The sequence below is a fragment of the Daejeonella sp. JGW-45 genome (assembly GCF_029360805.1).
Lineage (GTDB): Bacteria > Bacteroidota > Bacteroidia > Sphingobacteriales > Sphingobacteriaceae > Daejeonella.
Map to the genome: position 1 here is coordinate 515181 of NZ_JARKNC010000008.1, position 24178 is coordinate 539358.

Sequence of the window (24178 nt, forward strand, 5' to 3'; positions counted from 1 at the left end):
GTTTAAGTGTTTCTGCAAATTAGTGATTTAATTGCAATAATTAAATATATAAAAATGATATTTATTATCTGATACCGATTTAGTTCCATGTCACTAAAACATAGATCTGCCGGTCTCTGTCACTGACTACCCGCCTCAATTACTTAAGCATTCATCAACGATACTTTGAAGTACCTTCTCCTTATTGAAGAACTCTGAAAGTAATTTAAACTGATTTATTGTCCGATCCAGGTTCTGTTCCGGATAAGCCACCGGATAATAAACACTTCCGTTCAGATAGTCGGCCAGAAATCTAAGTGCCTGCATATAGATCAGATACTTCCCTGAGAAGAGAATAAGATCTTTTTCAATTGGGGTCAGTATTGATCCCATCTCCTTCAAATACCCCTTAATGATTGCCTCGAAATACTCCTGCCTGATGAATATCTTATCAGTGTCGGGTTCATTTTCAGAAAACGGACATAGATATGTACGCATCATATCGCCCAGGTCTGAAATGAATTTTCCAGCCATCAGCGTATCCAGATCGATGACGCAAATACCCTCGTTGGTATCTTTGTCAAACAGCATATTACTGATCTTTGTATCATGGTGCATTACCCGGTCAGGAAATTCGGGAGAGTCTTTATATGAATTGAAATAGTCGACAATAAAACTATGCCTTAATGCCTGTTCAATTTGCACGGATGCTTTTGATCTAAGTTCAGCATGTGCGTTCTGCAGTGCTTCCTTAAACTGATCGTATCTGAGATTCAGGTCATGAAAACCCGGTATGCTGGGCTTTAGCAGTGAGGTTTCAAACCCGTCGAGCAGCTTACTGAGCCTTCCGAATTGCACTGCAGCTTCGAAGGCTTGACGCGGATCGTTCAGTGTTTCATATGCGATAGAATTAGGAATATACTTTGTCAGGCGCCAGTAAGTCTCGTCCACGAATGCCATCTCCTCCCCCCTAATCGTAGGGATACAGCTAACAAAAAGATATGACGGGTAATGGTCTTTGAGATATTTAGCGACCAAACGAACGTTCTCAGCAATTATCAGAGGCTCCCTGAAAACATTTTGATTAATACTTTGAAGGATAAGTCGGTCTGTTTCTCCAGCGATGGAGATGAGATAAGTAGAATTTATATGCCCTGTCCCGAACTTCTTCGAGGTAATCTCGTCGGCACTATAGCCGTATTCAGCTAATACTTTCTTTGTTACACTATTCATTCAATAAATTTCGGTGAATCTAAGAAACTTCGTTAATGTTATTCTAAAATAAGCTAAGCTGATTTGGGCTTCAATATAATTGCACGGTATTTATTCATGAAATAAATTGTGGAGAATATGGTTAATGCCAGTCCTGCTGCGGACAAAATCATTACGCTGTTGGAAAAGAACGTTACCCAGTTAAGCTTCACTTTAAATATTTCCTTAGTCATGAGCACCCCTACGCTGCCTGTATAACCGAAAGAATCTGCAAGATAAATCAGAAAACCGACATTCCCGGCATGCTTAAAAGTAGCAATAAGGCGATCGAAAAAGACAGAATTAAACGGAATATATACCATGTACAGCCCCAATCCCACAAGAGTCATCCACCAGAAGGGGGAAAGAAGCCCGACGATAAATATATAAGAAGAGAGACCCGCCATTATAAAACCGATCGATATAAAAAGATGTGATAACATAAAAGCTTTGAAACTGTCTTTAATGAGCACCATACTTCCCACCAGGATAAGAACAACAATTGTGATTGGGATCTCGGTTTGGGCAAACAACTCGGGTTTATCAAAGAAGCCCATCTCCTTCCACATTTCAGCGCCAAAATTGTCGCGGATATCCCTGAAGATCGTGGCAAAACAATAGATAAGAATACATGCAATCAGGCCCGGCAGAAACAATTTAAGAAAGGCCCGTCTGTCTTCAGCGGCCATTGGTTCGCGATGAGTTCTGGCTGCAATGTCCTGCTGGTCGGGTTGAGGGATCTTTTCCATCATATAAACAAACACAAGCAGAGGCCCGGCGAAAACCAGTCCGGTGTAAAAAGGAACCCAAAACTCCGAAATCCCAAAAGTAACGAGGAGCCAGGCGCCAACAGTTTTAACAAAACCGGAAGCAAAAATAAAACTTACCGCAAGGGTTGCCCCGATGAAGTCGGTGCTGCGGCGCCCTTCTACATACGAAAAGACAACACCCCAGAGCATGCCTAAAGGAAAGCCGTTTATAAATAGAAATGCAATATTATATGGTGGCGGGACCATCGCGAAAAACAACCAGCTTAACCAGGAAATGGCAGTAAGCAGGATTATGATCTTACCCCTGCCGCTTCGCTTTAATTCTGATATATATTTAATGCCGTAAAACTTTGCGAGCATATAACCCAGCATCTGGCTCAACACAAGGATTGTCTTATAACTGTAACCGCCGATTAGGATACCGTCGAAAGTTGCTACAGTGAACGACTTTCTGAAACCGAAAACCATTGTGTAGGTTAGGAAAACTGTTATTGCTGAGTAAATACCAATTTGCAGACCCGTTCCTTTAATGTGTTTGGGATTAAATAGAATCACGATACAGGTAATAGTTAAACATCAATCTCCATTGATTGAAAAAGGAAGGTAATAAACCTTTTTCAATTGTATCTCCTCAATGAGTTGTTCAAGCTCCAGAAAATAAAAGCCTATTCTTTATCTGCCTGTTTCTAAGCTCAATAGACTTGAAAGCACAGGATGAAGAAGCGCTCAGGCAAAACAAAAAGGTTATTCCCCATGTTTGGAAAATAACCTTTTTGATCAGCCTGATGGAATCGTACCGGGTTCAGGTATCTATTCATCCAGATCCTGCTCGTCTTTACGCTTGTTGGGATCAACCTCATTTGGAGCGTAGCTCCCGCCTTCATACTTCTGCTTCCCGAGCATGTGATTTTCTTCGTTTTCGCGAATACCGCGCACATTAGCTTCAGGAACCTTCGCGCGCTCAACCATTTCATGAAAGCTGCCTTTTGGTTCTCTCTCAATTCCGCCCGCCCCGCCCAGGGTTCCGTTATTATTTCTTGAATTATCAGAATTCTTTTCTGTAAATCCGCTTTTTCTGTCTTGTGTTGCCATGACGTTAAATTTATACTAATACAACACACCAAAATCAGGATTGTTCAAAACACGTTCAGACAACTATTGAGGTTTGGGACCTCTTTTGTAAATTATTAAGCCGTTAAGAAAATTTCGCAGGATCTGATCACCACAGGGTTTGAAATTTTCGTGCTCTTTATTACGGAATATTGCTGCAAGTTCGGATTTAGTGATCGCAAAATCCACCAGCTTCAGTATTTCTATTATTTCCTGGTCGTTAAGCTTCAGCGCTACCCGAAGCTTCTTCATGATATCATTATTGCTCATATTTATCTTGAAATTTCAATTTTAACTCGTCGGTTTTTGATCTTCTCGTTACGGATGAGCTCTAATACCTTTTCAACCTTAGCTCTGCGTACTGCTGCATAAGAAGAAAAATCCTGCACTTCAATCAGCCCGAGCTCATCTTTCTGAAGCTTCCCCTTTTTCATTAAAAGTCCGACAATGTCAATTTTGTTTATTTTGTCTTTTTTCCCTGCTCCGATATATAGTGTAATCCAGGGTGTATTAGCAGGAGTCTTTAAATTGAGCGACAGATTCCCAGGCTCCGCCTTACCCATTAAGAATGCAGGTTTCTCATCCTCAGTAAGAATTACATAGGCAGTCCCTGCCGCATTCATTCGGGCTGTCCGTCCGTTTCGGTGAAGGAAAGCTTCTTCGTTATGAGGTAACTGATAATGCACCACATTTTCTATCTCGGGAATATCCAGTCCGCGTGAGGCAAGGTCGGTGGTTATAAGAATCCTGTAACTGCCGTTTCTAAACTTCAATAAAGATTTTTCACGCTCGTCCTGCTCCATTCCCCCATGAAAAACACCATGATCCAAGCCCATATCATGCAATACGTCACTAATACGGTCCACCGCCTCACGATGATTGCAGAAAACCAGGGTTGATCTGTCACCGATAGTGCAAATCAGCGCGAACAGGCTTTCCAGTTTATCTGCGGCTTCAGAAATAATGTATTTGATCTTAAGATCTGGTATCACATTACTATCCTTCAGGAAATTAACTTCAAGGGGATTCTCTATTCCGACAAACGAGGGCAGTTCCTCCATTCGGGTTGCTGAAGTAAGAATTCTACGTTTGAGATTTTTAAATCTGCTGATTATGAAGTCCATATCTTCCTCGAATCCAAATTCCAGGGCCTTATCAAACTCATCTAATATAAGTACGTGAACGGACCCTGGAACAAAGTTTTCATGTTGAATATGATAGGCAATACGCCCGGGGGTGCCGATCAATACCGCAGGCGGTTGAATAAAATTATTCTTTTCTACTTTGACAGGATGACCTCCATAACAACAATTCACTTTATACCCGGTACCCATAGCTCTGAAAACCTGCTCTATTTGTAAGGCTAATTCCCTCGATGGTACCAGGATCATAGCCTGCACACCTGGCTTATCCGGATCGAGCAGGGAAAGAACCGGAAGCAAAAAAGCCAGTGTTTTGCCAGATCCTGTTGGAGAAAGAAGTACTACGTCACTCTTTAATGATGCCTTGATAGCAGCACGCTGCATTTCGTTAAGAGCTGTGATTTTTAAATTCCCCAGTACTTTGTCTATCATGATGCAAAGGTAGTGCTTTCCGCGCGTGCCCTGCTACGCTTATCATCACTAAAAAGTGGGCTTTTATTTTACGGCGACCAGTGTGAAGCAGGAATTTTCCTTATTTTCGCTGGAAGGAAAACAAACTCTCAATACTTACGTTTTCAAACATGATTAAGAAAATATTCCCTTTGTTTCTTCTTACAGGCACGCTTTATTTTGCTGCCTGCCAATCCAATTCTAAGTCGATAGTGTCTACCGACAGCCTCAATGTTCAAACTTCTGGCGATACTTCTTCGCAGGATATTGCAGCCGATGAAAAAGTTGTGCAACAAAAAGGGGGTAAAATTGCCAGTGCCGCCGAGATACTCGCGAGGCCCCAGGTACCGATACTTTGTTACCACCAGATTAGAAACTGGACAGCCTCAGATGGGAAAGTTGGCAAAGATTATATTGTTCCGGTAGCGGAGTTTAAGTCGCAAATGAAAATGCTGGCAGATAGTGGCTACAATACTATCCTTCCGGACCAGCTTTATAATTATCTCGCATACGGGGCTAAATTACCTGAAAAGCCTATCATGCTTACGTTCGATGACACAAAGCTCGATCAATGGACGGTTGCAATTCCTGAGTTGAAAAAATATGGATTTAAAGGAGTGTTTTTCATCATGACTGTTTCTCTGGGCCGGCCCAACTATCTGAGTAAAGACCAGGTAAAACAGATGTCAGACGCGGGACACATTATAGGGTCTCATACCTACGACCATCAGAACGTTAAGAAGTACCAGGGTGACGACTGGGTAACGCAAATTGAGAAGCCGACCAAGACTTTACAGGAAGTTACGGGTAAGGATATAAAATATTTTGCTTATCCGTTTGGACTTTGGAACAAGGAAGCCATCCCTGAATTAAAAAAGCGCGGATTTAGCTCGGCGTTTATTCTTGCCGAAAAGCGGGACGAGAATGATCCGTTGTTTACAATTCGTAGAATTATTGCAAGCGGTTATTGGAACACGAAGACGCTCCATAACAGCATTGTAAAAAGTTTCTAAGGGTAACAATTTCATTTGTTAATATTAGGTAACTCTAATTCAGTTATATTAGTAAATAAAAAACCAGTTATGAAAAGAATATTAATTTTAACCCTGATAGCAGGGCTTATTACCAGTTTTAATGTATCCGCTCAACAGGATAAAAGCAAAAGGCCAAGTCCTCCTGCTAAAGTTTCACAAACTCTGGCATCTGGTGCAGCTATTTCGATTGATTACAGTCAACCATCTCTTAAAGGCAGACCTTTGAGCCAATTGGCACCTGAAGGAAAAGTATGGCGTACCGGGGCAAATGAGGCGACAGTATTTGAAACCTCCAGGGATGTCAAAATTGAAGGAAAAACTCTCCCGGCAGGGAAGTACAGTGTTTATTCTATTCCTGGTGAAAAGGAGTGGACGATCATTTTCAATAAAACATGGAATCAATGGGGAACAGCACACAAAGCGGAGGATGACGTTTTACGGGTTAAGGTGAAGCCAGGTAAAGCGCCTAAATTTGCAGAAGTAATGGCTTTCGACATCAATAAGGCGGGTAACGTCTCGCTTACATGGGCAGATACGCAGGTAGATTTTAAAGTACAATAGAAAATTTTATTATATTAGAAGGGCTTAAGTTGATTACTTAAGCCCTTTTTTATTGCCTGAACTTTTTAAAACTCTTTAAACTTGTATGAAGCTTATTTGCGGTTATATTTTGGTTCTTTTTCTTATTCTTTCGTGTATCACCTCATGCAAGTCAGGCTCACAAAACAAAAAACCCAATAACAACTATTTAGATAATGACTTTAAGCCCGACCCGCTTTACCCGGCAGGACAGGTAGAACTTATCATCCCATCATCAGGTTCTGATATCTATGGCCTTGCCTATACCGCTGATGGGAAAGGCCCTCACCCTACTGTCATACTTTCACACGGCCTTCCCGGAAATGAACGGAACCTCGACCTTGCGCAAAGTATAAGACGAGCCGGCTACAATGTGATATTTTACAATTACCGTGGCTCGTGGGGAAGCAAGGGGACATTTGGTTTTAAGAATTCCATTGACGATGTGGCAGCTGTGCTTGATTATATTACAGATTCGTTAAACAAAGCGACGCTAAGAGTCGACGAAGATCGAATAGCGCTCTATGGTCATAGTATGGGGGCAAGTTTTTCATTATTTGCTGGCTTGGACGATCCCAGAGTAAAAGGAATTGCCGGCACTTCAGTTTTTAACCCCTATACCTTACTGCAGGGTGATGAAGCTAGAGGAAACCTTTTAAGCCTGAAACAATACCTTTTAACTCTCAAAATGCTTAACTGCGATCCGAACGAGTTTCTGACTGATATTCTCACCGATGTAGGTCAATATAATATCGCAGACAAGATTTCAAGGTCAAAGAAACCCATACTTATTATCGATGAACACATGAACAACCAGGAGTTTACGAAATTTAACAAAAAGAAGGACTTTAGTTATAAAATATGGAATACTGACCAGGCTTTTTCGAATCGTCGCGTGGCACTAACTGTAGAAATTAAGAATTGGCTGGATGTAACTATTCCGCGTCCGGAAGAACCTGCAGAATAACTTACTCTATTTTCTCTATCCTCAGTTGCTTACCGTTGAAATCAAACTCGTGCCCTTGCTGCTGCTTCATAAGTTTCAATCCAATTGGTGAGGCCGCTGAAACAGCAAAATAATTACAATTATCTACCTGGATCTGCCCGCAGCTTATGCTGATATAAAACTTTCCCAAATTTGTGCTGACAAGACTTCCATTTTTCACCACTGAATTTTCTTTCGACGGATTGATCTGGTTTAGAATCAGTTTTAACTTTTGCGATTCCTCCAGCTGCTTCCGGTTGCGGTCTATTTCCTGCTGCATCATTTCTCTACCCGTTTCATACTTATCACCGGCACTGCTTTTAGTATCATCGTTCGCCGATTCCCGGGCAGCTTTCATTGCATCTTCAGCACTCGCGATACGTTTCTCAACATAATCCATACAAAGCTGGTGAAGTTTTTCCTTGATTTCAGGCATGCACAAAGAAGCACAATTACGAAACTAATTTTCCGAAAAGATATTCACAAATCGACACAGCGAAATTTTTAACGGCGCTTTAACAATCTGTTAAGGACCCTCGTTCCGCGGCTTTGCAATGCCGCCGAACCATTCCTCATCTGAAATTTTATCTGAGCCGCCAGCTCATCCGGTATCCAGTCATGTTGCTCCCGAAGATTATATAGAATATCCATGCAATTTACGCGTACAGCAACAGGAGTGTCGGAATCGATTAACCATTGGAATGTTACGCAAACTACCGGTTCCAGATCCATGTTGGTCAATTGATACCGGATATTTGCAGGTAATGATAAACACATCAATATTTTAGTATAGTGTCTTTGGCAGCTTTGATTCTTTAGATTAAGGTATGCTTCAATAAATTCAGGGACCAATTTTTGAAACTCGGGGCCAAGGTTAAATGCAATTTGTTCAAGAATCCAAGCAGCTCTGAAGGCTACCTCATGGTTACTATGCAAGGATAACTCTATCAGATCTCTTGCTGAACCAGGGCTTTCAGCGGCGATACCATCAACTTTCTTTTTACTGATGGGGTTAGAAATTATTTGCATGATAGTAGCCGCATCCACGCCCAAATTTAAATTAATTCCTTTAAACCCAGAGCTTCCGAACCTTTTAAATACGTTGAAAATTACCTACCTTTGCACTTTATTTAAAACTATGATTACAGTATCAAATCTGTCTTTACGTTTCGGAAAAAGAACTCTCTTCGAGGATGTAAACCTAAAATTTACCCAGGGAAATTGCTACGGAATAATCGGGGCTAATGGCGCAGGTAAATCTACATTTCTGAAGATACTTTCCAAAGAGATAGATCCAAGCTCAGGATCGGTATCCTTTACCCCTGGCGAACGGATGGCGGTGTTAAGCCAGAACCATTATGCATTCGATGAATTTCCGGTTATTGAAACCGTGATGATGGGACATAAAGAGCTTTACAACGTGATGAAAGAAAAAGACGCATTGTATGCTAAAGAGGATTTTACTGAACAGGACGGAGAACGTGCAGGAGAGCTGGAAAACATATTCGCCGAGATGGATGGCTGGAATGCAGAGAATAATGCTGCGACTATGTTAAGCAACTTAGGTATTAAAGAAGAATTTCACTATAGCCTGGTTAAAGACCTGGACGGTAACCAAAAGGTAAGAGTGTTATTAGCACAAGCCTTATTTGGTAAGCCGGATATTCTTTTATTAGATGAGCCCACCAACGATCTTGACATTCAAACCATCTCATGGCTGGAAGATTTCCTTGCGTCATACGAAGGCATAATACTCGTTGTATCCCACGACAGGCACTTTTTAGATACGGTCTGTACCCACGTACTGGATATAGACTTCAACAAGATGACGATCTATACCGGTAATTATACGTTCTGGTATGAATCAAGCCAGTTAGCATTGAAACAACGCGCCGATCAGAATAAAAAGACAGAAGAGCGTGTTAAAGAGCTTCAGGAATTCATTCGCCGGTTCAGTGCAAATGCTTCTAAATCCAAGCAGGCGACAAGTAGAAAGAAAGCCCTGGACAAGATCAATATCGATGAGATCAAGCCGTCTAATCGTAAATACCCGGGAATTATTTTTAATCATCAGGGACGCGAAGCCGGGGATCAAATCCTGCAGATTGAAAACCTTAAAAAAGAGCTTAACGGTGAAGTACTATTCTCCGGGATCAATCTGATGGTAAATAAAGGAGATAAGATTGCAGTCCTTTCGGAAAATAGTTTGGCTACAACTGCCTTTTACGACATCCTGACAGGAAGAGATAAGGATTATAAAGGAGAGTTTAAGTGGGGTGTCACCATCAATACTGCAGACATACCAAATGACAATTCAGAATATTTCAAAGGCAAGGATACAAATCTGGTTGATTGGCTGCGCGAGTATTCAGAAGGCGAAAAAGACGAGCAATTTATTCGCGGATTCCTGGGCCGTATGCTTTTCTCCGGCGAAGAAGTCTTGAAACAATCTTCAGTACTTTCAGGTGGCGAGAAAATGCGGTGTATGTTTTCGAGGATGATGCTTCAGCAGGCTAATCTGTTGATGTTCGACGAACCGACGAATCACTTGGATCTGGAGTCTATTACCGCTCTGAACAATGGCATGAAAGATTTCAAAGGAGTGATCTTGTTTACTTCAAGAGATCATGAGCTAACGGAAACGGTAGCAAACAGAATTGTAGAGCTGACTCCAGGCGGTATCATTGACAAGCTTATGACTTATGACGAATATATAAACAGCGATGTTGTCAAGCGACAGCGTGAAGAGATGTATTCTTTAGCCTAAGGTTAATTGATTAAACTAAAAAAGCCATTGATTTACTCAATGGCTTTTTTAGTTTAGCTATTTTTAGAACCTGGCTCTCGCCTTTAACTCAGAAATTGGCATTGTCAGCATCCTGCCTACCGGTTTACCATCTTTATAGGTAATAAGCTTGAACTGGGAAGCGTCAACTGGTGCTGTTAACGGAGTTGTATACTTTGGATAAAACTTATCCGGGAACGAATTGTCGAAACTGTAATGGATGCTTAAGCCTGGCACTTCTGTACTCAGCTCTATCTTTAGACGGTTATCAGCCGTTTTAGTCGCCTTAAATATCGGATCGTATACACTAGGCGCATACTTCGTTTCGGCAAGGTCGAAGCGTTTAAAATGGCTTTCAACCCTGGCGAAGAAATGGGGCCAGTTCTTCTTTGCCTTTGGTGACCAAACCGACTCAGCGATCGCGAACCCTCTTGGCCAAGTCATGTATTCAGCCTGGCGAATATTGTAGATCTGTTCCGTCCACAGGTTGCCCTGCCCCCCCTTGATATATTGTGGGTCCACCCCATCAGGAACAGGCTCGAACTCATACGACTTGTTTAAGCGTAACGACGCGTAAACCCGGGGTTCGGAGATGACATCGGATTGCATATAATCGAGGTATGCATAAGTGGTGGGACTCATGACAACCTGGTGCTTATTATGAGCAGCCTCTATTCCATATTTCATTCCTCGCCAGCTCATCACAGCTGTTGACTGGCTGACACCCCCTTCCAGGACCTCATCCCAGGCCATCATCTTTTTACCCTTTGACTCGACGATCTTCTCTACACGCTTAGTAAAATATCCCTGCACGTCCTTAATATCTTTCATACCCTCACGCACCATCAGGGCTTTCACCTGATCGTTGCTTTGCCAATAATTAATTGGAGCCTCATCACCGCCCAGATGGATATACTCAAATGGAAATAGCTGGGCAATCTGGGTTATAACTGTATCCATGAAAGAATAAACCTTTTCGTTAGCGGGGCACAGTGTATTGTCAATCAGCGCCTTTGGGGGTGCTCCGCCCGACCAATCCATGATTTGCTCGCCGAACCGCGGTTTGTAATTGATAGCCTCGGGAGTACACGACAGGTCTGGATATGAGGCCACGGCGGCAAGGCTGTGACCGGGAACATCAATTTCTGGCATAATATCAACGAAGCGATCCTTTGCATATTTAATAAGCTCTTTGATATCTTCCTGAGTATAATAACCTCCATAATCGCGCGGCTCATCCGGCGTAGCTGGGATAAAATTACCAAAAGTGCCCGTTCTGTTTACACGCCATGCGCCTACTTCAGTCAGTTTAGGTAAGCCCTTAATCTCAATCCTCCAACCTTCGTCGTCTGTGAGATGCAGGTGAAGCAAATTGTATTTATATCGGGCCATCACATCTATATACTGCTTAACCTCGTCTTTTGTAAAAAAATGACGCGCTACATCAAACATTAGCCCCCTCCAGCCCAGCTTTGGATAATCTATTATTTCAGCAACAGGAATTGTCCAGTTTGACCTGTTAACCTGAACCTTGCTTTCTATCTCCTCGGGAAACAGCTGAATAAAACTCTGCACACCATAGAAAAGCCCGGCAGCCTTATTTGCTTTGATAACTACGTGCGATGCCGTAACAGATAAACTATACCCCTCCGTACCTAATCTCGCATCAGACTGAGTATTTAGTTGAAGCTTTATTGTCGGATTGGAAGAGGAAGTTACTGAAATAACCCTGTAACCGGTTGGTTCAGAGAGCCTCTCTCGAAGAAAGGCGACTGTATGGGCCAGCTCAGGGCTGTTTGCCGCCTGGATCACAACGCTTTTGGGAAGTATGAAATGCCCGGTATCCTTAATAATGGAAACGGGTTGGGGGATAATCGCAATTCCTGATGCAGGAGATTGCCCAAAAGCTGTGATGGAAAATAACAGAAAACAAAGTAGATGAATTGTATTTTTCATAAAAACCGGCGAGATGTTGATTTTGCAATTTGTTATGGTTTCCCCTCCCATTATTGGTACGATCGCTTAGTGGCCAGCGTGACCGTCAGCGCCATGTGCGTGGCCATGGGCCAATTCCTCGGTGGTTGCTTCTCTCACTGAAATGATCTTTCCGATAAAATGCAGATCCTGTCCAGCCATTGGATGATTGAGATCCACTGTAATAGCAGCATCCGATACGCCCGTCACTTTTGCGCGAAACTGATTCCCTTCATTATCCTGTAATGGCAGAATTGATCCGATCGCCGGCTTTTCCATTTCACCGAACATATCCAATGGAAGCTCTGTAATAGCATTCTCATCTTTGGCACCATAAGCGTCTTCTGCGACAAGATGAAAGTCGTAGGTGTCTCCAGGTGAAAGCCCTTGCAGATTCTCTTCAAATTTAGGCAGCATCATTCCGACAGCATACAAAAATACAAGTGGATTTTGCTCATCTGCTTTCTCAACGAATACTTCCTCGCCGTTCTCTTTTGTGTACAGATCATAAGTCAGCGCAACAACGCTGTTTGGTTGAATATTCATTGCTTTTTTAATATTAAGTAATATGCTGAAAAATGGATGTTAATCCTGGCTTCCCGGCGTTGTACTTGGGTTATTGATTTGTTTAATTGCGTCAGCTACCTCAGTAACAGGTAACAAACATGTTCTGCTTTGGCATACATACACTTTTGTTTCAGCGTGCCATTTATCCTGCAGTAAAGGTAGTGTTCCTGTCGATCCTCCCAAAAGAATTTTATTCGGAACGTAATATTTTTCCAGTTCGAGCCTTTTTTGTTGTGCCTCAGAACCAGTTATGGCAATTTCAAATATCCCAAATATCTTAAAAAGTAACAAAGACGCCCAATTAGAATAGCCAGGGGGGTATTTGATAATATACGGTTGAACAGTTCTTGCCATCTGGTCAGATATCTGCAAATAATACTCATTGTTGAAAAAATGGCCTGATCTAAAAAGGTTGTGAGCCATAACAGAGTTAGATGACGAGGTCACATTGTCCGTAATTTCTTGCTTTCTGGCTATCAGTTCTTCACTTTTTGATGATGTATAAAAGAATAACCCATTCTCCTCATCATAAAAATCAGAAATAGCATGATCCGTCAACCGCCGGGCGAAATCCAGCCATTTTTCGTCAAAAGTCGACTCATACAGGCCTGTGAGACCATCGATGACAAAAGCATAATCATCGAGGAAAGCATCGGATCTGTCGCGTGAGCCATAAACTCTTATCAGATTGCCCTCCCGGTAAAGCTCGCGTTTGATAAATTCAGCACTCCTTAATGCACATTGGAGAAATTGATCGTCAGCAAATACCCTGTAAGCATCGGTATAAGCTCTGAGCATCATTCCGTTCCATGAGGCTAATATCTTATTGTCCAGCCCTGGAGGTATACGAACAGAGCGCGCCGCAAAGATCTTCCTCTTCGCATCATGAATATCCCGAAGCAGGTCCTCCTCTGTTTTACCCAGCTTCGCCGCTAAGTCTGCATCATCGTGCTTCCTGAAGAAAATATTAGTCCGCTCCTCTGCCCAGTTGCCTTCAGCGGTTATATTATAATAAATATTAAATATCTCAGTAGCATCGCCTAAAATGCTTTGTATTTCGTCTTTAGTAAAGGTGTAAAATTTCCCTTCAACACCCTCACTATCCGCATCAAGGGCTGAGTAAAACCCACCTTCCGGAGAAGTCATTTCGCGCTCAATAAATCCTAGTGTTTCATAAACAACCTGCTTATAAAGCAACTTGCCTGTATATTGATAAGCTTCAGCATACAGCGACACGAGTTGTGCATTGTCATAAAGCATCTTCTCAAAATGGGGAACATGCCACTGTCCGTCCACTGAGTACCTGGCAAAGCCACCGCCTATATGGTCGTATATACCGCCGAAAGCCATCTTCTCAAGCGTAATATTGACAGCCACATGAGCCGAATTATCGTTCATGAGGTGTGCATAACGTAAAATAAATTGCCAGTTGTTAGGCAAGGGGAATTTTGGCGCACGGTTGTAGCCTCCCTCCACCATGTCGAAGGAGCGCTTCCATGGCTCAAAAATTTCACGAATATCCCCGGTGGTAAATTCCTTTGAAGACTTAACCGGAATAAGTTGCTCGCTCTGCCGAATGCCTTCTGTTAACCTTACAGCATATTCTTCGGCCTCCCCAGGTTTATTTTTCCAAAAATCTGCCAGGTTGTGAAGCAAGCTTATCCAGTCCTGCTTCCTGAAATAGGTTCCACCGTAAATAGGCCGTTGATCAGGTAGACAGAAGCAATTCAATGGCCATCCCCCACTGCCGGTCATCAATTGAACTGCATTCATATAGATCTGGTCAATGTCAGGTCGTACCTCTCTATCGATCTTAATACAAATAAAGTGCTCATTCATAACGCTCGCAACCTGCTCGTTCTCAAAACTTTCATGCTCCATAACATGGCACCAATGGCATGCCGAATACCCAATACTAACAAGAATAAGCTTATTCTCAGCCCTGGCGCGGGACAGAGCTTCCTCACCCCAGGGATACCAATCAACAGGATTATTTGCGTGCTGAAGAAGGTACGGTGAGGTCTGGTCTTTTAATCTGTTGGCCATGGAAATAAAATTATGACGCAAATTAGCAAAGCCTATCCTGCGCCCAAATGAAATATGATAATATGATATACTAAAGACTAACTGATAGGAAATGCTAAAGTTTAGATTTTTTATTTTTATGCATAAAAGTTAAGACTTAATTTCGGCCTTTAAACCCGCATGTTATCATGAAGATTACCCACACCGAGATCTACCGATTTAGCATTCCAATGGAGCCGTTCGTTATTGCTACGGGGGTCATGGATTACGCCCAAAATGTTTTCATACGTGTCTATACAGACTCGGGCCTTCACGGTGTTGGAGAATGCTCAGCGTTCCCGATGATCGTCGGAGAAACACAGGAGACATGTCTTGCCATGGCAAAAGATTTCGCAAAAATATGGAAGGGTAAAGATGCCGGCAAAATAGAGCAACGCATACAGGATCTGCATAATGTTGCGGCTTATAATCCGACTATCAAAAGCGCCTTTGATATGGCGCTGTATGATCTCGCTGCAAAAGCGGCAGGCCTGCCACTTTATAAATTCCTGGGTGGAGATAAGCGAATTGTGGAGACAGACATGACTATTGGGATTGGTACAGCCGAAGAAATGAGTGAACTGGCTCTAGGCTATAAAGCCCAGGGAGCAACAATCTTAAAGATCAAGTTAGGCAAAAAGCCTGATGATGATCTTGTGCGCATGCGGAAAATACGGGAAGCCGTGGGTTCTGAAATGACCCTTAGAATTGATGCAAACCAGGGATGGGATTATGATGCAGCAATAACATGTCTGAATGGGATGCAAGCGCTCGGCATCGAGTTCTGTGAACAGCCTATGCGAACCTGGTACGATGACCAGCTACCAGAGCTAAGAAAACAGACGTCGATAAAGATCATGGCTGATGAAAGCTGTTACAATCATCATGATGCGAGAAAGTTAATAAATTCAGAGAGCTGCGATTACATTAACATAAAATTTGCCAAATCAGGCGGAATACATGAAGGCTTGAAGATCCACCATGTTGCGTCAGAAGCCGGCATACCGTGTATGATTGGAAGTATGCTCGAAAGCAGAATAGCCTTAAGCGCCAATTTACATTTTGCTTATGCGTGCGATAACATTAAGTATTTCGATCTTGACACATGTCTTTTAGGCCATTTGGTTGACCCGGTGACAGGTGGCCTGACTTATAAAGGTTATTTCCTGGATCTCCCCGAGGCCCTTGGAATTGGAGCTGACGCAGATGAGGAATTCCTCAAGAGGTGTGAAAAATTTACTGTTTGAAAGGAGAATTGAGAATGGCATTCACCACTCACAACCCTCCTGTCGCATTAAACTATTTGCTTAGCTCAGCGAAATATTTGTGAAACAAAGGGATCGTTTCAATGCCTTTGTAAAAATTAGCGATATCGAACTTCTCATTTGGAGAGTGCAAGTTGTCACTATCAAGTCCGAATCCCATTAAAACCGTCTTTATACCTAACTCCTTTTCAAACAAGGCCACAATTGGTATACTTCCTCCACCCCGAGTCGGAATCGGTTCTTTACCGAACGACTGTAGAATTGCCTTTTGTGCTGCTTGATAAGCGATACTATCCGTTGGCGTAACGACAGGTTCTCCTCCGTGGTGGGGACTAACTTTTACTTTTACACTTTTCGGAGCTATCATCTCAAAATGATCCTGGAAAAGCCTGGTAATTTCATCAGAATTCTGATTTGGCACCAGTCGCATTGAGATCTTAGCGAAGGCTTTAGACGGCAGGACAGTCTTCGCCCCCTCCCCTATATAACCTCCCCATATACCGTTCACTTCCAAAGTCGGCCGTGTACCCGTTCTTTCTAAGGTGCTGTAGCCCTTTTCTCCCCAAAGCTCTCCCACTTCAAGATCTCTTTTATATTCAGCCTCATCGTACGGTGCCTTATTAAGGTCCTCCCTTTCCTTCTGACTCAATTCTGTAACCTTGTCGTAAAAACCAGGAATGGTTATATGGTTATTCTCATCATGCAATGATGCTATAAGCTTAGCAAGAATCGTCGCTGGGTTTGCCACGGCACCACCGTAAACACCAGAATGAAGGTCGCGGTTCGGACCTGTTACTTCAACCTCCACATAAGATAATCCGCGTAAGCCAGTTTCGAGAGATGGGTGCTCAAGGCTTATCATCGACGTGTCGGAAATCAGCACTACATCAGATTTAAGCCGTTCCTTATTTTTGCCCACAAAAATACCCAGGTTGGCAGAACCGACTTCTTCTTCACCCTCTATCATAAATTTGATATTGCAGGGCAAGGTATTAGTTTCCATCATAAGCTCGAATGCCTTAACGTGCATGTAGAATTGACCTTTGTCATCGCAGGCACCGCGGGCGTAGATCTTTTGATCGCGAATCGTTGGCTCAAACGGTGGCGTTTCCCACAATTCGAGGGGATCAGCGGGCTGAACATCGTAATGACCATACACTAAGACTGTAGGTAATGATGAATCTATAATCTTATCTCCGTATACAATTGGATATCCGTCGGTAGGACAAATCTCAACATTGTCAGCCCCGGCGACTTTCAACTTTTCAGCAACGTAATCAGCTGTTTTAAGAACATCTCCTTTATATTTAGGATCTGCACTTATAGAAGGAAAGCGGAGCAGCTCAAAAAGCTCGTCCAGGAAGCGCTGCTTATTATCGCTTACATATTTTCTAATCTCTTGCATATAATTGGTTTTATACAAAGATAGAAATCTATAAATAGCCGTCCCATAAATGGTAAATAAATTACCAGGTGGAACGGCTATTAGATTAAGCTGAGGACTAATTAATCCCAGCTCGCCAGTCTTTTCTCATCAAGTTTATGAGAAAAATCCATTTTTTCTGAATTCAAAGGCTTGGTGATCTTACTTTCAGGAGTATTGGTAGCTATAGTGAATCCTAATGAGAGAAAGCCTGCTGCTGCGATTATTGATAGTAATTTTTTCATGGCTATATTGTGTTAACTTTGAAAATATTGTGAATTATTTCTTACTTTTCCCTGTTTTGGCAGGTGCACTGGTTGAGTCTGTTGTTGTCGGAGATTCTACTCGCATAGTACTTGCTTCTGGATCTGGCTCGACGATATCCCACTGACCGCAGCCACCGCACATTTTTAGGTCATCTGCTTTAAGCGACGTCTTTTCCTCAGGAGCAATAGTTTCATTTTTTTCGCATCCACTTAAAGAAATTGTTCCTAATACAGCTAGTGTTAATAATACTTTTTTCATGATTTTTGAGGTTTGTTTTATTGTTTATAATGAGTGTTCTAATCTGGTTAAATAAAATTCCCTGCGATTTGGTCGAATTGTCTAAATTTATTTTAATCTTACAACCAAATACGGGGATGAGAATATTGAACTTAATATTGTTATTTATAAGCTTCAATGCTTATACGCAAAACATTGAAAAAAGTTCCATAAATCCCGGCGCTATCTCCGATACTTTAGAGATTATAGCACTTAATAATCAGGCATTTAAAGCTAGGTTAATTAATCCGGATATTACAATATCAAAAGCAAATAAAGCTCTAAAATTAGCTTTAAAGTTGGACTATACCAATGGGATTGCAGAGTCTTACAGGGTAATTGGAGTTGGGAAAAGTTATCAAAATTCGATTGACGCGGCTGTAGAAAATTATTTAAATGCTCTAACCTATTTTAAAAAAGGCAACAACCTGGAAGGTGAAGCAAAAATATATAATAACATAGGCAACCTTTACCGTGATATAGATACTCAAAAATCGCTTGATAATTTTAATAAAAGCTTACAAATCGCTAAAAAATTAAAAATCAATGACCTTATAGCAGGCCTGTATTTGAATATAGGCACGGCCTATCAAAAACTAAGAAATTATCCTAAAGCTCTCTCTTACTACAGGGTATGCTTGTCAATGTTCAAAGACTTAAACAATAAGATCGGCCTTATCCAAAGCCATCAAAACCTGGGAGTTTTATACCTTAACCTTAGGGAGTTCGAAAAGGCTGAGCAAAACCTTGAGGAAGCTTTATTTAAAGCTAAAGAAGAAAAATTAACTAATTCTCTGGCGGCCATAAACCTCACCCTCAGTTCAATTAATATTGCCCAAAATCAATTTAAAAAAGCGGAAGAAAATATCAGAGAAGGTCTGATCCACACCCGTTTGCTTAAAGATGCCAGGCTGGAGTACAATTACACCCTCATATCCTACCAGCTCGAAAATAAGCGCAAAAACTATTTCAAAGCGTTAAGTTATCTTCAGCGAGCTTATAAGCTGGATAGCGTGCTTTATGCTAATAACATTTCAGACAAAATTAGTTTATTAGAATCTCAGCACGTACAACTGGAAAAACAACGGGAAAGTGAATTGATAATCGCCCGTCAGAAGTATACTCAGATACTATTCTGGGCTACCAGCATTGTAGCGTTACTGGCATTCTTCGTGATTTTCCTTCTGGTCAGGAACGTTAAAAAATCATCTCAGACGAACATGGAACTCACGCGGTTGAACAAGGAGGTATCCAAACAAAAAGACGACCTTGACCGTGCTAACCAAAACCTGGAAGAACTCATTGAAGAGCGAACCATTGACCTAAAGAAGAAGAACAAGAAGCTCTCAGAGTACTCATCTCACCTTTCTCATCAAATCCGAAGCCCGGTTGCTACTTTAAAGGGACTTATGCTGCTTGAAAACGATGATCTGATTGATAATGAGGAATTTATTGAGCAAATGGAAAAATGCATCAACGATCTCGACGATAAGATCATTAATATCAATGAGAACTTAAATAACCCTGGTCGGTCAAGTTTAATAAACGAAGATTAAGCTCACTTGTTTTCTAAACAATTTACGATTCAGAGAGGTGGCCCAGCCATATTCTCAAATCTCTTTAGTAATTTAGCGCAGAAAAACAGGAGCGAAATTTGGATTATTTAGACGGCTTAAACCCTTCACAAAAGGCGGCGGTAGAACAGACGGAAGGGCCAGTGATGATTGTAGCGGGAGCCGGCTCAGGTAAAACCCGGGTTATTACATACCGCGTTGCTCATCTCATTCGTAAAGGGATTGACCCTTTTAATATTCTGGTACTTACTTTTACGAATAAGGCTGCCAAAGAAATGCGTGAACGCATTATGAAGGTGGTTGGAGCTGAAGCTAAAAATATCTGGATGGGCACCTTCCATTCGGTTTTTGCCAAACTTCTCAGAGTCGAAGCACAGAAAATCGGCTATCCGAATAACTTTACTATTTACGATACAGACGATAGCAAAAGCCTCATAAGGGCTATCCTGAAAGAACTTCAACTGGACGACAAATTATACAATGCAAATTTCGTTTACAATCGAATATCGTCTTCAAAAAATAATCTGATCTCCCCTGCCGAATACCTGCAAAATGAGCACATTCAAGCTGAGGATTTGTCATCCGGACGAGGGAAAATGGGGGAGATTTACCAGATATACTCCCAAAGATGTTATAAGGCAGGTGCAATGGATTTCGACGACCTTCTTTATAAAACAAATGTATTATTAAGGGAACACCCTGATGTACTTTACAAATATCAAAACAAGTTTAGGTACCTGATGGTAGACGAGTACCAGGATACTAATTTTTCGCAGTACCTGATCGTAAAAAAGCTAGCCGCAAATAACGAGAACATTTGTGTTGTCGGTGACGATGCCCAGAGCATTTATGCCTTCCGGGGAGCGAATATCCAGAATATCCTTAATTTTGAAAGGGATTACCCGGACCTGAAAATCTTTAAGCTTGAACAAAACTACCGTTCAACCAAAAACATTGTTAATGTTGCCAACAGCATTATAGCCAATAACAAAAATCAGCTCAAAAAATCTGTTTTCTCTGAGAACGAAGAGGGAGATAAAATTAAAGTTTCAAGAGCCTTCAGTGATAATGAAGAAGGAAAAATAGTTGCAGAAGCTATTGCACAGGAACAGGCTGTGAAAGGTTCAAGATATAGTGATTTTGCTGTCCTATACCGGACCAATGCTCAATCCAGAGCTATGGAGGAATCGCTGCGAAAACTAAACGTTCCATATAAAATATACGGCGGCACTTCTTTTTATCAACGGAAGGAGATAAAAGATCTGATCGCCTATTTCAGGATCACCTTCAATCCTAATGATGAAGAAGCTATAAAAAGGGTCATTAACTATCCGCGCCGGGGTATTGGCGATACTACTATTGAAAGGATTATTATAGCCGCTGACCAGCATAATATTACTTTATGGGAAGTTATTTCTGAAGCACACCGTTATCTTGATGCAAGAAGTGCGACAGCTGTCAGCAATTTTGCATTAATGATTCAGAGCTTTCAGGTCATGACCAAAACTCATTCGGCTTATGATACTGCCCTGCATATTGCCCAACATTCCACTATATTAAAAGACCTGTATTCAGATAAATCGATAGAAGGATTGAGCCGGTATGAAAACATCCAGGAACTCCTGAATGGTATCAAAGAATTCAGTGAACGCGAGGATATTGAAGAAAAGGGCTTAGATGTCTTCATGCAGGACGTTGCCTTGCTCACCAATGATGATAACGATAAGAATCCCAATGCCGACACAGTATCTCTCATGACGATACACTCCGCCAAAGGACTCGAATTCGACAACGTTTTTGTTGTAGGACTCGAGGAAAATCTTTTCCCGTCACAAATGTCTTTGAGCTCACGTAGTGACCTCGAAGAAGAAAGACGTTTATTTTATGTTGCAATTACACGAGCGGGAAAAAAGCTCACCCTATCTTATGCGACCTCAAGATATCGCTGGGGAACTTTAACGAGCTGCGAACCAAGTCGGTTTATAGATGAGATCGATGCAAGTTACCTTGAACTCGATTTCAAACCGAAACAAATAAATACGGGCAACCCCTTCTTCGATGGGGAAAGGTCGGCGTGGCAGCAAAAAGAATCATTCACCAAGCCTAAACCTGCGTCCGCTGTTAAAACAACTTCGATATTACCGAAGGCTCACGTACCGAGCGCAAATTTTGCCCCGTCCGATACGTCGGGTCTGCAGGTTGGCATGGAAGTGGAACACGAACGCTTTGGCTTTGGCAAAGTTATAAACCTGGAAGGCAGTAAACCTGATGTTAAAGCCACTATCTTTTTTAAAGATTTAGGACAGAAGCAATTATTGTTAAAATTTGCTAAATTGAAAATTGTTAAATAAAACCAAAATGCCGCTCTGTTGCTCCAAAACCACATGTTTGAGCTAGCGGAAATAACGAATCGCCATGACATTTGATTATAATACCACCAGGAAAAAGCTGATTCTTGCCGAATACGGACGAAATGTGCAGAATATGGTTAAATATATCGTCGACCTTCCAACCAAGGATGAACGCAATCGGTATGCACAAGTCGTTATCGACCTGATGGGCTTTTTAAACCCGCACTTACGTGATGTCGCTGACTTCAAACATAAACTTTGGGATCATCTGCACATTATCTCAGATTTTAAAATAGACGTTGACTCGCCTTATCCAAAGCCTTCAGAGGACGCCATCCGTTTTAAGCCGGCTCCGCTTTCTTATCCCCAGCAGCGGATTAAATATAAACACTACGGCAAAACGGTCGAACTGATGATCAGCCGGGCCAAGGCAATTGAGGATCCGCAAAGAAAGCAGCTTATGATCCAGTCAATAGCGAATTTTATGAAAATGGCTTATGTGACATGGAATAAAGATAGCGTCGCTGATGAAACCATTATTAAAGACCTTCGCGAAATGTCCAATGGCGCCTTGCAGTTAGAAGACAACGTCAACCTGCAGCGTATTGAGGTTCGTCAAACGAATCCTGCAAGCCGGCAGCGAAACAGTAATCAGAACAACAAGAACCGTCAAAACAGCAACAGTAATAACCGGAATAACCCAGGCAGTTCAAACCGTCAGAGGTCAAATAATTCCGGAGGTAAAAGATATTAGTGAGGTTAACAATGAAATGAGGTTAATGGCATTGAGCAATGAGCTGTGAAAGATGAGCTTCCACCATGTCATTAAAAAAGATTATATATTAAATAATAACAGAGCTCACAGCTCAATGCCCATAGCCCATAGATGAACGCATTTGAAATTGTTGGTGGAAAACCGTTAAAAGGAGAAATCATCCCGCAAGGAGCGAAAAACGAAGCATTGCAAATTATTTCGGCCGTTCTTCTGACCTCCGAGAAGATAACGATCAGCAACATTCCTGATATCAAAGATGTGAATAAGCTAATCGAGCTGATTGGAGATTTAGGAGTTACAGTTGAGCGTCTAAACAAAGACACCTATACGTTTGAAGCTAAAGATATCGATCTTGATTTTTTCCATTCTGAATCATTTCGCTCAAAGGGAGGTAGTCTGAGAGGATCAATTATGATTGTCGGTCCATTACTGGCACGTTTTGGGAAAGCGGCGATTCCCAAGCCTGGCGGCGACAAAATTGGTAGAAGACGGCTTGACACACACTTTCTTGGTTTTGAAAAGCTTGGAGCCAGATTCATCTACGATAAAAAGACCAATTTCTTTAATGTTGATGCAAGTGATTTGAGAGGAGCTTATATTCTCCTGGATGAAGCCTCTGTGACCGGAACCGCTAACGTGGTTATGGCTGCGGTGCTCGCTAAGGGGGTAACCACCATATATAATGCCGCATGCGAACCATATCTGCAGCAATTGTGTAAGATGCTTAACCGCATGGGCGCAAAGATAACCGGGGTTGGCTCAAATCTGCTGACGATCGAGGGTGTCAAAAGACTGGGGGGAACAGAACATAGACTGCTTCCTGATATGATCGAGATAGGATCTTTCATTGGTTTAGCGGCAATGACGGAATCGGAGATTACGATCAAGGATGTTAAATTCCAGGAACTGGGCATGATCCCGGAAGTTTTCAGGAAACTCGGAATTCAATTCGAACTTCGGGGTGATGATATTTACATCCCTTCCCAGAAGCATTATGAAGTTGATACTTTCATAGATGGATCGATAATGACAATAGCCGACGCGCCATGGCCGGGTTTTACACCCGATCTGCTGAGTATCATGCTGGTAGTTGCAACACAAGCGAAAGGCAATGTATTGATCCACCAAAAGATGTTCGAAAGCCGTCTCTTCTTTGTTGATAAACTGATTGACATGGGCGCCCAGATCATTCTATGTGATCCGCATCGTGCTACAGTAATAGGTCTGGACAAAAAAGTAAAGCTTCGCGGAATATCGATGACATCACCTGATATTCGGGCCGGAGTATCCTTGCTTATTGCTGCGCTCTCTGCACAGGGTACATCCACTATATTCAATATCGAACAAATAGAACGAGGCTATCAGGATATAGACATCCGATTGCGGACACTAGGGGCAAATATAAAACGTATTACGGCTACTGATAGCGGGCATTAGACGTCAGATAGTCAGTGAAGGTAAACGGTAATCAGTAATCAGTAATCAGTAATGAGTGCCACCGATTACAACTTTTTACTGAATACTGATTACTTCTTTTTTACTGAATACTGATCACTT

22 protein-coding genes are annotated in these 24178 nt (G+C 42.0%); 9 read left to right on the forward strand and 13 right to left on the reverse strand.

Going from position 1 to position 24178, the window contains the following annotated elements:
- Nucleotides 1-135: 135 nt before the first annotated feature.
- The 5 genes from P2W76_RS11855 to P2W76_RS11875 all read right to left on the reverse strand — a co-directional run bounded on the left by P2W76_RS11855 (nucleotide 136) and on the right by P2W76_RS11875 (nucleotide 4684).
- Nucleotides 136-1212 (reverse strand): aminoglycoside phosphotransferase family protein, encoded by a 1077-nt coding sequence (locus tag P2W76_RS11855; protein ID WP_276348038.1) that lies wholly within the window; start codon nucleotides 1210-1212, stop codon nucleotides 136-138.
- A 53-nt stretch (nucleotides 1213-1265) separates the two neighbouring features.
- Nucleotides 1266-2468, reverse strand: a complete 1203-nt coding sequence (locus tag P2W76_RS11860) for a DUF5690 family protein (protein ID WP_276348039.1) — start codon at nucleotides 2466-2468, stop codon at nucleotides 1266-1268.
- A gap of 342 nt (nucleotides 2469-2810) precedes the next feature.
- On the reverse strand, nucleotides 2811-3092 hold the full coding sequence (locus P2W76_RS11865; protein WP_276348040.1) for a hypothetical protein: 282 nt from the start codon (nucleotides 3090-3092) through the stop codon (nucleotides 2811-2813).
- Between the two features lie 63 nt (nucleotides 3093-3155).
- Complete coding sequence (locus tag P2W76_RS11870) at nucleotides 3156-3380, reverse strand: DUF1456 family protein (RefSeq protein WP_276348041.1); 225 nt, start codon at nucleotides 3378-3380, stop codon at nucleotides 3156-3158.
- 2 nt (nucleotides 3381-3382) lie between these two features.
- Nucleotides 3383-4684 (reverse strand): DEAD/DEAH box helicase, encoded by a 1302-nt coding sequence (locus tag P2W76_RS11875; RefSeq protein ID WP_276348042.1) that lies wholly within the window; start codon nucleotides 4682-4684, stop codon nucleotides 3383-3385.
- A gap of 149 nt (nucleotides 4685-4833) precedes the next feature.
- On the opposite strand from P2W76_RS11875, the gene P2W76_RS11880 reads away from it, so the two are divergent.
- The 3 genes from P2W76_RS11880 (at nucleotide 4834) to P2W76_RS11890 (ending at nucleotide 7282) form a co-directional block, all read left to right on the forward strand.
- On the forward strand, nucleotides 4834-5715 hold the full coding sequence (locus tag P2W76_RS11880) for a polysaccharide deacetylase family protein (RefSeq protein ID WP_276348043.1): 882 nt from the start codon (nucleotides 4834-4836) through the stop codon (nucleotides 5713-5715).
- Between the two features lie 69 nt (nucleotides 5716-5784).
- Nucleotides 5785-6297, forward strand: a complete 513-nt coding sequence (locus tag P2W76_RS11885) for a DUF2911 domain-containing protein (protein WP_276348044.1) — start codon at nucleotides 5785-5787, stop codon at nucleotides 6295-6297.
- 85 nt (nucleotides 6298-6382) lie between these two features.
- On the forward strand, nucleotides 6383-7282 hold the full coding sequence (locus P2W76_RS11890; RefSeq protein ID WP_276348045.1) for an alpha/beta fold hydrolase: 900 nt from the start codon (nucleotides 6383-6385) through the stop codon (nucleotides 7280-7282).
- A 1-nt stretch (nucleotide 7283) separates the two neighbouring features.
- Here the strand turns inward: P2W76_RS11890 and P2W76_RS11895 are convergent, their stop codons facing one another.
- Complete coding sequence (locus P2W76_RS11895) at nucleotides 7284-7736, reverse strand: 3-oxoacyl-ACP synthase (protein ID WP_276348046.1); 453 nt, start codon at nucleotides 7734-7736, stop codon at nucleotides 7284-7286.
- A 68-nt stretch (nucleotides 7737-7804) separates the two neighbouring features.
- Entirely contained in the window at nucleotides 7805-8347 is a 543-nt protein-coding gene (locus P2W76_RS11900; RefSeq protein WP_276348047.1) for a hypothetical protein, read from the reverse strand.
- Nucleotides 8348-8438: 91 nt separating this feature from the next.
- Between P2W76_RS11900 and P2W76_RS11905 the strand changes: the two genes are divergently transcribed.
- Nucleotides 8439-10067 carry an ATP-binding cassette domain-containing protein gene (locus P2W76_RS11905; protein ID WP_276348048.1) on the forward strand — a complete coding sequence of 543 codons (1629 nt, stop codon included), beginning with the start codon at nucleotides 8439-8441 and terminating at the stop codon, nucleotides 10065-10067.
- A gap of 63 nt (nucleotides 10068-10130) precedes the next feature.
- Here the strand turns inward: P2W76_RS11905 and P2W76_RS11910 are convergent, their stop codons facing one another.
- From P2W76_RS11910 to P2W76_RS11920, 3 genes are all read right to left on the reverse strand, one after another.
- Nucleotides 10131-12041, reverse strand: a complete 1911-nt coding sequence (locus P2W76_RS11910; protein WP_276348049.1) for a family 20 glycosylhydrolase — start codon at nucleotides 12039-12041, stop codon at nucleotides 10131-10133.
- Nucleotides 12042-12107: 66 nt separating this feature from the next.
- The gene (locus P2W76_RS11915; RefSeq protein WP_276348050.1) at nucleotides 12108-12605 is read right to left on the reverse strand and encodes a peptidylprolyl isomerase; all 498 of its coding nucleotides are present in this window, start codon (nucleotides 12603-12605) and stop codon (nucleotides 12108-12110) included.
- A 39-nt stretch (nucleotides 12606-12644) separates the two neighbouring features.
- Nucleotides 12645-14672: a thioredoxin domain-containing protein gene (locus tag P2W76_RS11920; RefSeq protein ID WP_276348051.1), complete on the reverse strand. Its 2028-nt coding sequence runs from the start codon at nucleotides 14670-14672 to the stop codon at nucleotides 12645-12647.
- 167 nt (nucleotides 14673-14839) lie between these two features.
- On the opposite strand from P2W76_RS11920, the gene P2W76_RS11925 reads away from it, so the two are divergent.
- A complete protein-coding gene (locus P2W76_RS11925) occupies nucleotides 14840-15937 on the forward strand; it encodes a dipeptide epimerase (RefSeq protein ID WP_276348052.1) in 1098 nt (365 codons plus the stop codon).
- Nucleotides 15938-15989: 52 nt separating this feature from the next.
- Here P2W76_RS11925 and P2W76_RS11930 read toward each other — a convergent pair whose 3' ends face one another.
- The 3 genes from P2W76_RS11930 to P2W76_RS11940 form a co-directional block, all read right to left on the reverse strand.
- Nucleotides 15990-17360: a dipeptidase gene (locus tag P2W76_RS11930; protein WP_276348053.1), complete on the reverse strand. Its 1371-nt coding sequence runs from the start codon at nucleotides 17358-17360 to the stop codon at nucleotides 15990-15992.
- 101 nt (nucleotides 17361-17461) lie between these two features.
- A complete protein-coding gene (locus P2W76_RS11935; RefSeq protein WP_276348054.1) occupies nucleotides 17462-17623 on the reverse strand; it encodes a hypothetical protein in 162 nt (53 codons plus the stop codon).
- 34 nt (nucleotides 17624-17657) lie between these two features.
- A complete protein-coding gene (locus P2W76_RS11940) occupies nucleotides 17658-17903 on the reverse strand; it encodes a hypothetical protein (protein ID WP_276348055.1) in 246 nt (81 codons plus the stop codon).
- A 116-nt stretch (nucleotides 17904-18019) separates the two neighbouring features.
- On the opposite strand from P2W76_RS11940, the gene P2W76_RS11945 reads away from it, so the two are divergent.
- From P2W76_RS11945 to murA, 4 genes are all read left to right on the forward strand, one after another.
- Complete coding sequence (locus P2W76_RS11945) at nucleotides 18020-19477, forward strand: tetratricopeptide repeat protein (RefSeq protein WP_276348056.1); 1458 nt, start codon at nucleotides 18020-18022, stop codon at nucleotides 19475-19477.
- A gap of 98 nt (nucleotides 19478-19575) precedes the next feature.
- Nucleotides 19576-21846 (forward strand): UvrD-helicase domain-containing protein, encoded by a 2271-nt coding sequence (locus P2W76_RS11950; protein WP_276348057.1) that lies wholly within the window; start codon nucleotides 19576-19578, stop codon nucleotides 21844-21846.
- Between the two features lie 64 nt (nucleotides 21847-21910).
- On the forward strand, nucleotides 21911-22600 hold the full coding sequence (locus tag P2W76_RS11955; protein ID WP_276348058.1) for a DUF4290 domain-containing protein: 690 nt from the start codon (nucleotides 21911-21913) through the stop codon (nucleotides 22598-22600).
- 132 nt (nucleotides 22601-22732) lie between these two features.
- The gene (gene murA / locus P2W76_RS11960; protein ID WP_276348059.1) at nucleotides 22733-24058 is read left to right on the forward strand and encodes a UDP-N-acetylglucosamine 1-carboxyvinyltransferase; all 1326 of its coding nucleotides are present in this window, start codon (nucleotides 22733-22735) and stop codon (nucleotides 24056-24058) included.
- Nucleotides 24059-24178: the final 120 nt, after the last annotated feature.

What these genes read in the sequence shown, in the direction of transcription:
- P2W76_RS11915 (WP_276348050.1), bottom strand. Translation starts at nt 12,605, where the DNA reads ATGAATATTCAACCAAACAGCGTTGTTGCGCTGACTTATGATCTGTAC.
- P2W76_RS11905 (WP_276348048.1), top strand. Translation starts at nt 8,439, where the DNA reads ATGATTACAGTATCAAATCTGTCTTTACGTTTCGGAAAAAGAACTCTC.
- P2W76_RS11940 (WP_276348055.1), bottom strand. Translation starts at nt 17,903, where the DNA reads ATGAAAAAAGTATTATTAACACTAGCTGTATTAGGAACAATTTCTTTA.
- P2W76_RS11895 (WP_276348046.1), bottom strand. Translation starts at nt 7,736, where the DNA reads ATGCCTGAAATCAAGGAAAAACTTCACCAGCTTTGTATGGATTATGTT.
- P2W76_RS11880 (WP_276348043.1), top strand. Translation starts at nt 4,834, where the DNA reads ATGATTAAGAAAATATTCCCTTTGTTTCTTCTTACAGGCACGCTTTAT.
- P2W76_RS11870 (WP_276348041.1), bottom strand. Translation starts at nt 3,380, where the DNA reads ATGAGCAATAATGATATCATGAAGAAGCTTCGGGTAGCGCTGAAGCTT.
- murA (WP_276348059.1), top strand. Translation starts at nt 22,733, where the DNA reads ATGAACGCATTTGAAATTGTTGGTGGAAAACCGTTAAAAGGAGAAATC.
- P2W76_RS11925 (WP_276348052.1), top strand. Translation starts at nt 14,840, where the DNA reads ATGAAGATTACCCACACCGAGATCTACCGATTTAGCATTCCAATGGAG.
- P2W76_RS11875 (WP_276348042.1), bottom strand. Translation starts at nt 4,684, where the DNA reads ATGATAGACAAAGTACTGGGGAATTTAAAAATCACAGCTCTTAACGAA.
- P2W76_RS11855 (WP_276348038.1), bottom strand. Translation starts at nt 1,212, where the DNA reads ATGAATAGTGTAACAAAGAAAGTATTAGCTGAATACGGCTATAGTGCC.
- P2W76_RS11935 (WP_276348054.1), bottom strand. Translation starts at nt 17,623, where the DNA reads ATGAAAAAATTACTATCAATAATCGCAGCAGCAGGCTTTCTCTCATTA.
- P2W76_RS11920 (WP_276348051.1), bottom strand. Translation starts at nt 14,672, where the DNA reads ATGGCCAACAGATTAAAAGACCAGACCTCACCGTACCTTCTTCAGCAC.
- P2W76_RS11945 (WP_276348056.1), top strand. Translation starts at nt 18,020, where the DNA reads ATGAGAATATTGAACTTAATATTGTTATTTATAAGCTTCAATGCTTAT.
- P2W76_RS11885 (WP_276348044.1), top strand. Translation starts at nt 5,785, where the DNA reads ATGAAAAGAATATTAATTTTAACCCTGATAGCAGGGCTTATTACCAGT.
- P2W76_RS11910 (WP_276348049.1), bottom strand. Translation starts at nt 12,041, where the DNA reads ATGAAAAATACAATTCATCTACTTTGTTTTCTGTTATTTTCCATCACA.
- P2W76_RS11860 (WP_276348039.1), bottom strand. Translation starts at nt 2,468, where the DNA reads ATGGTTTTCGGTTTCAGAAAGTCGTTCACTGTAGCAACTTTCGACGGT.
- P2W76_RS11955 (WP_276348058.1), top strand. Translation starts at nt 21,911, where the DNA reads ATGACATTTGATTATAATACCACCAGGAAAAAGCTGATTCTTGCCGAA.
- P2W76_RS11865 (WP_276348040.1), bottom strand. Translation starts at nt 3,092, where the DNA reads ATGGCAACACAAGACAGAAAAAGCGGATTTACAGAAAAGAATTCTGAT.
- P2W76_RS11890 (WP_276348045.1), top strand. Translation starts at nt 6,383, where the DNA reads ATGAAGCTTATTTGCGGTTATATTTTGGTTCTTTTTCTTATTCTTTCG.
- P2W76_RS11930 (WP_276348053.1), bottom strand. Translation starts at nt 17,360, where the DNA reads ATGCAAGAGATTAGAAAATATGTAAGCGATAATAAGCAGCGCTTCCTG.